This is a genomic window from Lewinella sp. LCG006 (assembly GCF_040784935.1).
GTDB lineage: Bacteria > Bacteroidota > Bacteroidia > Chitinophagales > Saprospiraceae > Lewinella.
On record NZ_CP160680.1, the window covers coordinates 1,507,132 to 1,517,390 of the forward strand.

Annotated in this window: 2 protein-coding genes; both read right to left on the bottom strand. The window is 48.5% G+C overall.

Going from position 1 to position 10,259, the window contains the following annotated elements; genetic code table 11:
• Nucleotides 1-361: 361 nt before the first annotated feature.
• Nucleotides 362-997, bottom strand: a complete 636-nt coding sequence (locus AB0L18_RS05155) for a proprotein convertase P-domain-containing protein (protein WP_367391508.1) — start codon at nt 995-997, stop codon at nt 362-364.
• Nucleotides 998-1,022: 25 nt separating this feature from the next.
• Complete coding sequence (locus tag AB0L18_RS05160; RefSeq protein WP_367391509.1) at nt 1,023-10,169, bottom strand: T9SS type A sorting domain-containing protein; 9,147 nt, start codon at nt 10,167-10,169, stop codon at nt 1,023-1,025.
• Nucleotides 10,170-10,259 lie beyond the last annotated feature (90 nt).

The following is a 10,259-nucleotide window of genomic DNA, read 5'->3' on the forward strand; positions in this document are numbered from 1 at the left end:
AATTACACAAATCAAGCTGAAGAATACAGCTGCCTAGATTAGATATATATTTTCTTCAGGTAATCACGGCATATTGTATCAAAAATGCTGACACCTTACTACAACAGACTACAAAAACATTTATAGAAACTTACATTATCATTCCACACGAGCACAAACTAGTGCCATTCAACTATAAAACATTTTCTGGTACAAAGATCATATTTTTTCAAAAATAAGCAAAAATATCCCTCATTTTTGTGTAAAAATAACACTTGTTCTTTAGAGGTCAAAAGCAGTACGCTCAAAGTGGCTTCACATGGTATTTTTACGACTAAAAGCTATAAAGCAGGAACGCTTAATGCAAATAGCTTCATTGCTCCTACAACATACCATAAGTATCATAACCACCTACGCTTATCCCCTGCTGCTCGGCATTGCAGGATACATAATGCCCAAATCCATAGTTGGGTAAATTCTTTTCTCCAAAAAACTGGCCCTGCCAAATACAAAGACTATCTGAATTATTGAAAACCCCTTTGTCAAACAAGCAATAACTCACATACCGTCTTTTGCTTATCATCTCCTTCCTCTTTAACCTGACGAAGATACTCCCTCTTGTTTCCCCTTCCCGCAAATCACTAATCCTCAACCACCAGGTCCCATTAGGGTTCTGGCCACTATTAAGAAAACCCATCCGCCCATCTGGTATATATTCTCCGTTTACGAAAGGAGGAGTAGCCTGATGTATATAACCGGAGAAGCTATTCCTACGAAAACATGCATCATAATAGTCTCTTGCTGTTGCACCACCATTGCGGTTGGTCAGCCATATGCTACTCCCATCAGGGCTTTGCAATTCCACCTTAAGATCCGACACTCTAAGGTGAATAATCGTAATACAAATTTTCCCCAACCCCAACTTTTCACCTAAGTGATCTGGCAATCCAGTCACCTGAATAGGGAAAGAATCATACACACTAAAAAAGGCGTCACCAGGTTTCCCCGATGACGCCACGTCTAATTTACCTTTTAATTTTAGTTTACATCTTCACCATCCGTCGGCTGATCTGCCGCCCATCAAAGGTGAGGGTGTAGAACAGCACGCCAGCTGGCAGCCCCTCGCCACGAATGAGCTGTTGTTGTTTGCCAGCATTGGCGCGTTGCTGGTATTGTTGTACAACCTTGCCGGTGGCATCGGTTATTTCTAGCAGATAGTTCCCCGCTTGCGGCAGGTAGAAGCTAATCTGGGTGGTTTCCTGGAAAGGATCAGGGTAGTTTTTCAACAACACTGCTTCCTGGCCGTAATCACTGAATTGCAATTGCAGTTGGTACGCTTCCAAAGCATGGTCATAAGCGAAGGACGGTACCCGACCGCTGACCGCCAAAGCGGTAGCTAGCTTGGTGCTCGCTTTAGCTTCTACCACCAGGGTAAAGAGCGGCTCACTAGCCGTAGCTTTGGTGTTATTCGCTACCCAGATGCCTTTCAGTAAGCCACGCTGCAATGAGGTCGTGTTCATCTGTTCGGCCTTCATTTGCCCTTCTTCCACTTCTAATACTTCTAGGAAATCAGTATTCAGGGCCAGTTCTACTTCCAATCCACTGAGTCGCTCCAAATCCTTGGCACGAATAGGGATACGGTAAATATCTCCGGTGCGTAAATCATAATCAGGAGCTTCTAGCAACCAATTGGTATGGGTACGCTCTTCGGCTTGTGCCATCACGCCATCACTACTAGCAGAACCGTTCAGGTCACCGATTTTGATGCCGATAAAGTCCTGACCAAATTGGCACACCAGCAGGTTGAAATAACGGTACGAATCTGGAATCTCGGCCGCGATGTCCGTCAGAGGGAATTCTGAAGGCACAAAGCGCCAGCTCGTATTCGCCGGGAAGGTTTCAATTCTATCCAGCAGCAACTGCTGCATCCACAACAGGTCAAGCGTGGTTACCTCGCCATCGTTGGTGATATCGGCAGCTAGTAATACATAAGGATCGGTAATGATTTGCTGCAACAACAGATGACGCTGAAGAATAATCAGGTCAAGGGTGGTTACGCCATTACGGGTATCGTCATTTTTGTAAGGTTTGACTTCGTAGTTGGTCGAGAAGGCCAGCTGTGGGAACTCAAACTTACCGTCATTGATGGTAAAGGAGTTTTCATCAAATACATCGTCGATCAATAGCTGTACCTCTACCCCACTCATGGGTTGGTTGGTGCGGGTGCGGATGACACCTTCTATTTCCAGCTCGCTCTGTGCACAAGTGCTACACACCTCGTTGGGGTCTTGGACCGATACGACAATGGTACAATGTTGATAGTTGGGGCCTCCCATACTACCATCCGGCTGCATCGCGTAAGGGTTGTAAGCATTGTCACGCACCACAATTTCACGTGCGGCCTGGTAACGATCTTCACAAGTGAGGACCATATTGGTGTTGCTAAAATCAACCGCAGCACCCGGTAAGTTCACCGAGTAGGCATAATCTCCAGAGCAATCCAAGCCTGCCATTTCTGCCAACAATGTAGCAGACAAGACGACGGCGGCTTCGTCTAGGATACCATCTCCGTTGAGGTCCGTTGCTGGAATTACGGGAGCTAGCTGCACCTCCAATGCCGTAGCACAAACAGGCGTAGCGATGAAACAATCTGCTACCGTAAAGACGATGCGCTCGCTTGCCAGATTGCTACAAGCATCTGTTGCCTCAAAGACAAAAGCGTGTTCTCCGATGGGGAAGCTGCCTTCTATCACAAAGCTGTTGTTCGTTCTATTCAGCACGCCGGTATCCGTCAGCTCCAGGTCGTTGGTACCATCATTGTCCTGATCAAGGAAGAGTTGTACCTCGGTGCGTTCAGGGAAACAGGCATCCACCAGTTCCACTGCCACACTCACCAATGCCTCGCAAGATTCATCTGTGGTACAGAACGCTGCCGGAGGTGTGAAGGTCACTACCGGTGCGGTTTCGTCTTGAATGCTAATGACTTGGGTGTATTCCCAGGCACCTACATTGGGCAGATCGCGCCAGTAACCGGCAGGATTGGTCGCACAGTTTTGTCCAGCAGGAGGGAATTGGTTGAAGGCTTCAGCATCGGCATCGGCAAAAGCATTGCCATTGTTGACCACCAGCCATACGTCTTCTGTGCCTTCCGCAACAGCGCAATTTTCATTACGGCTCAGTACGGTAGGAGCACTTACACCATCGTATTCACAATCGTTGACGATCAGGTAGGTTCTTTGCAGACGTAGGCACGCTTCTCCTTGCGGATCCAGTTCTACATCTGTATACGTAACCGTGAAGTTGCCACAACCACCATTGATGAATTCGAGGTTGTCCAAACCAGCTATACAATCCGTTGTTTCGTCTTTCGGGAAACGAATACGGTAGGTATTGTTACGGTTCACCGTAATCATTTGTTCGTACACTTCGGCAGTGGTATTACCAGCAGCATCTGTGGCCACAAAGCGGCGGCGAATACTACCCAGGTCACAATCATCCCAACTGAGCTCGGGCGTCATTTCCACAATTTCTGCCGTACAATTATCCAATACTTCCGGCATACCGAAGAGGTCTACCCGCTGGATAGAGTCCATGGGTTCAAAGCCTAGTGGCAGTGCGCTACAAGGTAAGTTGAGTGTTTCTAGCCCCGTAAGCTGCGGAGCGACTTCATCGATCACGCTCACCAGTACGTTACAGCCATTGACGTTGCTGTCAGCATCCATCACCTGAAGTTCTACCAGGAAGGTCTGCCCAGCATCACAGCACTCAAATGCTAGCTCAGAAGTCCACTCGCCAAAGCTACCAGCCAAGTCACCCGCACAAGCATCGGTTCCTTCGTTGTAGAACCTACGCATCAGTAGGTTTGGCGTGTCACAGTTGTCGTAGCTTCCCTGATCCAGGTTGTCGGCGTACAGGAAGTTGGGGGTATTGTCTCCGACCGTCACGGTTAGACTGCTCACACAAATCGCGGTTGGTACTTGCAAGTCAGCAATACGCATTTGACAACTGCGTTCCACTACGTTTCCGTCAAGGTCAACAGCGATATAGTGCAGGATGTAATCCCCTCTATCCAGGTTCGACACCGAACGGGCGCCTTCAAATTCGATGGTTTCTATTAATTCATCATCTACCACTCTGATCACTTCCGTGGTGATGCTCCAGTCGTCAATGCGGCTTTCATCACAGAAGCCTACCAGTTCGGCCAACGGAATATCTACCGTAGCCGTACAATCCAATGGATCAACATCGTAGACCAACACATTATCGCTAGGACAATTACATCCGTCGCCGCCGATGGGGCACACCAAACGAGGTGGGCCAAATGGTCCTATCTTGATCTGCTGAGGAATCACGTAAAGGGTATCACCATTACAAGCATCCGTAATGGTCCACTCACGGGTCAGGTTCAGGGTTAGATCAGTAGTGATTGGATTAGGGATATCCTTGTAGGAAACCGCCAGGTTAAAGATCGTCGTTTGGTTAAACAGCGTATCGTAATCCGTACCACCACTGATAAGCGGATAGCCGGTATCCTGAGGATGAGGATAACCATTTTCATTGACTTCGTATTCATCACCACACTGGAAAGTCACCGTAGCTGGTGGCAAAACAATATCATCGATGGATGGACGGCGGAAGGTCAATTGTTGATCGCAACTATCTGCCTGTCCGGCAGACTCCATGATGAAGGTTCGATAAATGTAGGCGTCTACACAGTTGTTCTCGAAATCCAGTTCATCCTGGAAATACAAGCTATCCAAGCCACAAAGCGGCTCAACGAATGGGTAGCCTACCGTTTCCTGGCTGGCTGGATTACCCTGCGTCCAAAGGATGTGGTTATACGTAAGGTCTTCTTGCAGTGTTTCGTAAGGTGTAAAAGTAGAGGTCACTTCTTCACTGTTCACCGTCATAGGTAAGTTGCGGTAAGAAACCACGACCCAGGCATAATTCCCGACTGCTTCAATACCATAAGTGGAAGCAACAAGGGTATAATCCTGCCCTGGTTTCAGTGACTGCGTGAAGTGATTGACCAGGTGCATATCCTGAGCAAACATTCCAGTCGTATCAATCATCGGATTGATGGTCTCCATGTCCTCGTCTTCATTCAGCTCATCGGGCTGGTTCATATTGAAGCAACAAGGATCGGTGTACCCCGTGTAGTCGCCACGGAACAGCATACCGGTACCGTCTGCATCGCCATAATCTTCCAATTCTGGCGACAATGGAATGTCAGAGAAGAAGAAGAATGCGTATACTCCATCTACGGTATCTACTGGTCCAGGCAGCGTTACATCAACTGGCTCCATGAAACGATCGCCTAAGAGAATGGGCGTAGAGGTAAAAGCCAGGAAACAAGGTGCTTCTTCTACCCGAAAGTCAGCCGTATCCAATTGTCCTTGAAGGACCTGGACACTTCCGATAAATCTTCTTTGGTTGGTATCTTCCGGACAGAACAATGCCGGTGTAGGTGGATTGATTTGGATGGTTTCTCCACAATCCGCAACACTGTCCGAGATGGTTACATTCAGAATACCCTCGCTGTAGCTATGCGGTACCGATTCTACCAACTCGCCGTAGTTACCAGTGGTACCATCATTGGCCACCCAACTGCCACTGACATTCACACCATCCACCATGATGGTATAAACATAATAATCATCGCTAGCATCGTCGGGCGTTCCAGCATCATCACAAGTTACCGTATTCACAGTTGTGATGATCATACACTGGTACGAACAGGAAGGAGGAGGTGTAATCGCTACCGACGCTGTACAAGTGGCATCATCTACATCCTGGATAAGCATATTGAAGCCGCCATCGGCAATCAAGAAAGGCCCTTGGGTGCTTGCTACACCATAGGTGCCGCTGTTGCCAGAAGGCTGAATCCAGCCCGCGCCATTGTTGTTGACACCTTCGGCCAACAACTGGAACGTAAACAGATCATCATCGGGATCCGACGGTGTTCCATTGTCCAAACACTGATAATTAAAGACGGAAACAGCGATAGCGCATTGGTCGGAACAGCTCGTTGGTGCTGCTACTTCTAAGGCAAAATCACAATCGCTGTCAGCACCATCGTTAAAGGTAAGATTGACATTTCCATCAGCCACCAGGTAAGGCCCAAAGCTAGCTGGCACATCGTAGGCACCTGTGCTACCGTCGTTGGCCATCCAGTTTTCGCCAAGATTATTACCCGCCACTGTTACTGAGAAGGTGAACGTATCATCCGTAGGATCGGTAGGCGTGCCATTGTCGTTACAGGCTACATTGGTTGCCACGGCTTCTGTAATTTCACAAGCTACCGAACAGGGTGCCGGAGCCACAAAAGAGGTGGTGAGTGAACAAGCCGCTACTTCGGTGTCCGTAAAAGTTAAACTTACATTACCGCCCGCAATCGGAAATGGCCCGAGGGTCACCCATTCTCCATAGAGGCCAGATTGGCCGTTGGAGCTGGTCCAGCCAGTGCCCGCATTGGCACCAGTCACCCGCACGAGTACGGTATAGGTATCATCTGCTCCGTCAGACAATGTACCATTGTCATCACACTGAATAATGCTCTGTTGCAAAGTCAGCGCACAAACATCAGAACAGGTACCCGGAGGAATGATGAAGATGGGCAAATTACAATCCGGATTTCCCGGGTCAGTGACCAGAAAATCAAGGTTACCACCGCTGATCGGATAAGGCCCCATCAGCATGGTTGTGCCGTAGGCTCCAGAGGTATTATTGGGGTCGTTGGCTAACCAGCTATTGGAAGTGGTATTGTAGCCCGTAATCTCTAGCGTGAAAGTAAAAGTATCGTCGCTGGAATCAGAAGGTGTACCATTGTTGTCGCAAATATTGGGACCAACATTACCGTCCAGGAAACAATCGGGAGAGCAGGTCTCCGCAGGTGCCGCAAAGGTATAAGTAACACTACAGGTATTGTCTTCGCTATCCGTGAAAGTGAGGGTAACGTCGCCTGCTGAGAGTGGATTATTTTCATAAGTGTAGCTCGTACCATAGCTACCGGTACTGCCATCCGAAGCGACCCAACTGCCGCTGGCATTGGCGCCATCCACCTCAAAAGTAAAGCCGAAAGTATCATCGGAAGGGTCATAGCTGGTGCCATTGTCGTCACAAACAGCAGCCGTCGCTACCACTGACAAGGAACAGTCATTGGAACAAGCCGGAGGTGGTACAATGAAGATAGGCAGGTTACAGTCTGGATTGCCGGGATCGACGACCAGAAAATCAAGGCTTCCCTCACTGATCAAGTAAGGCCCCATTGTGACCGTTGTGCCATAAGCACCAACCGTATTATTGGGATCATTGGCCGACCACATTCCAGCACTGGTATTGTAGCCCGTGATCTCCAGGGTGAACGTAAAGGTATCATCGCTGGGGTCTGAAGGCGTACCGTTGTTGTCACAAATATTAGGACCAACATTACCATCCAGGAAACAATCTGGAGAGCAAGTCTCCGTAGGTGCCGCAAAGGTGTAGCTGATGCTACAGGTATTGTCTTCGCTATCTGTGAAGATCAAGGTTACGTCGCCTGCCGAAAGTGGGTTGTTTTCGTAAGTGTAGCTGGTACCATAGTCCCCAGTGCTACCATCCGAAGCAATCCAACCACCACTGGAATTGGCACCATCCACCTCGAAAGTAAAGGCAAAGGTATCATCCGCTGGATCGTAGCTGGTGCCATTGTCATTACAATCAGCGCTGGTAGCAGTAACGGTCAGGGCACACAAACTAGAACAGGTTGCTGGTGCAGGAACAGAAAGGGTTGTGCTACAAGCAGCTCCGAAAAATCCGTCGGTGATCGTTAATTCCAAATCACCAGCGGCAATAGCCAGCGGGCCAATCGTCACGGCTTGGTTGTAGCCCCCCGTGATGGTCTGCCCGTTGACTTGGCTTCGCCAACCGTTGCTACTGTTGCTACCCGTGACTACCACCATAAAGGTAAAGAGGTCATCATCAGGATCGGAAGGTGTGCCATTGGCGTCACAAGAAATACTGCTCACGGCGATGGTCGCATCTAGCATACAAGCAGGAGGAACGACAGTCACACAATCGCCATCGTCTTCGTCACCAGCGTCATCGGCACATTGGTTATTGCCATTTGTATCGATACCGTTGCCGGGGGTAGAGTCGGGGTCAGCTTGCGCAGAATAGGTGATTTCTGCGTGTACGGTATAGTCAAAAGCAGGTGCTACGACGCCCATGAAGGTCAGCGTGAGGCTCTCCCCTATTTCCAAACTTAGGTTTTGCCAATCAATCGAGTTGCCACTAAGTACACCGCCTGGTGTAAGGGGCGTAACATTGATAATCCCCGCTGGCCAAAGTGCATTGACCGTAAAATCCCCTGCATTGAAGGGGCCTTGATTGGTGACCGTAATCGTAAAAGTAACGGCAGTGCCGATATCTGCGGTAGGACTATCTACCGTAATATCCAATTCCAAGTCGGTCGGACAAGTAAATTGGCTTAATTCGTGGGTAGCACTAAAGGTACAACCATTAACATCCGTCACCTCAAGGGTGTAAATACCAGGAGTATTTACTTCGATTTCTTCCGGAGCATCGGGGCCGGTGGCGATGATGCCATTTGGACCCGTCCAGGTTAAGGTTGCAATCGCTGAATTAGACAAGAAGTTGACGCCCAAAGTGGTAGTTTCTCCTTCGCAAATTTCTGTTGGGCCATCGATGACTACATCAATCAAAGGCACGCCTACCAGATCAGCAGAAAACACATTGGCAAACCACCAGGTATTGAGGCTATTTTTATCACCATAGCCTGTTGTATTGTTGTCATTGATCATGGAACAATCATCCGTCTGAGGATCAAAGTTGTTCCAGGTACGGCAACCGGGAGTGGTACAGTCGCAACCGTCTCTTCCATCTTTAGGTTGACCGGTACCAGGTTCCTCAATGATATTGCGATCATCCCAGTAAAGAATATTGGTTTGGCCATTCGAAGTACAAAAAGGACGAACCGGTTCTACACAAAAGCCATTTTTGAGAAATTCGGTATCATAAACCGCCCAATGCTGCACCCCCTGGGTATAATTTACAGACAGGTTGAGGTTAGCACCCGGGTCAACGGGCGTACCATCGCCAAGCAGCCCATCCCAAGCCATACAAGTTGTCAGAGGGTCGCCAGGAAGAAAACGATGCAATAAGCGTCGGTCAATATTAGCATCAAAAACACCATTTTGGTTAATATCCAAAACCACCTCCACCTGACCAGGCTGGGTGACGCTGACGTCCAGACAATAAGTACCTGGTCCTGTACAATTGAAAAACGGAGCAACAGTAAGCTCTCCACATGCTCCATCTGGAAAGGCTACAGGATCTGGTGGTGCTAGAAAGATTAGATGCTCTGCAAAATCACCCGTAAGATTTTGTGACGGAATAGACATCCGATCCAAGCCCAAATCACCACTTTGCCCAGGGCCTCTGCTATTGAAGGCAAAAGCAAAAGAAAGACCTTGAAAACCAGAGTCGGCAAAATCAATCTGCGTAACAAAACCATCCGTTGTATAAGAAAACAGGCGGCCATTGAAACGTCGGTCCCAGACACATTCGGGCTGTGAGTTGCCTACCGTTGGGGTACGAAAAGCCCAGTTTCTTGAGTATACCCGGCCGGGGATTTCTACTCCGTTATCAGCTACCGTAAAATCCCAAAAACCAATATGATCGACACTGATAAACTCAATGTAAAACAAACCTGCCTCTCCCGGAGCAAATACATAACGAGCCTCGTCCGTTGCGTAGCCTACCCCATTGTTTAGGACTGCAGGGCCGCTAGCTTCTTGCCAGTTGTGGACATTTTCCACAAAACTATTGACACTGTAGGGGCCGTGAACAATTTCATCATTAGACACCCGGCGAATCCGGAAAGAGTAGTTACCTGTGCTTGCGGGAAAACCTGCCTCGTCGTACTCTCTGGAAAGCCCCAGGTACATCACCTCGGTCGGACTATTGATTTGTACATAAAGGCGGCTTGCAGCGGGGCTTCCCAAAGTGGCGAAATTCCCATAATTGTTATCCCCGATCAATAGCATGACCATGTCGGTAGGATTGGGAGCTACATCATGCGTGCCTTCTGCCCGGACGATCGTCAAGGACACCAAAAAAAGGCTCAAAAGCAACGACCATTGAAGGACTTGCTTTTGATAAAATGGTATGGTTCGGTAGTTGTCGTTCATAACCTGGTAGGTGTTAATCATAGTGTGGGGTACCTAAAACTTTAGCTAAATTAGCGTACCTGGCACATCGTACCAGGTACACTAATATAC

Coding starts and splice junctions, on each gene's coding strand:
- AB0L18_RS05160 (WP_367391509.1), bottom strand. CDS start 10,169: ATGAACGACAACTACCGAACCATACCATTTTATCAAAAGCAAGTCCTT.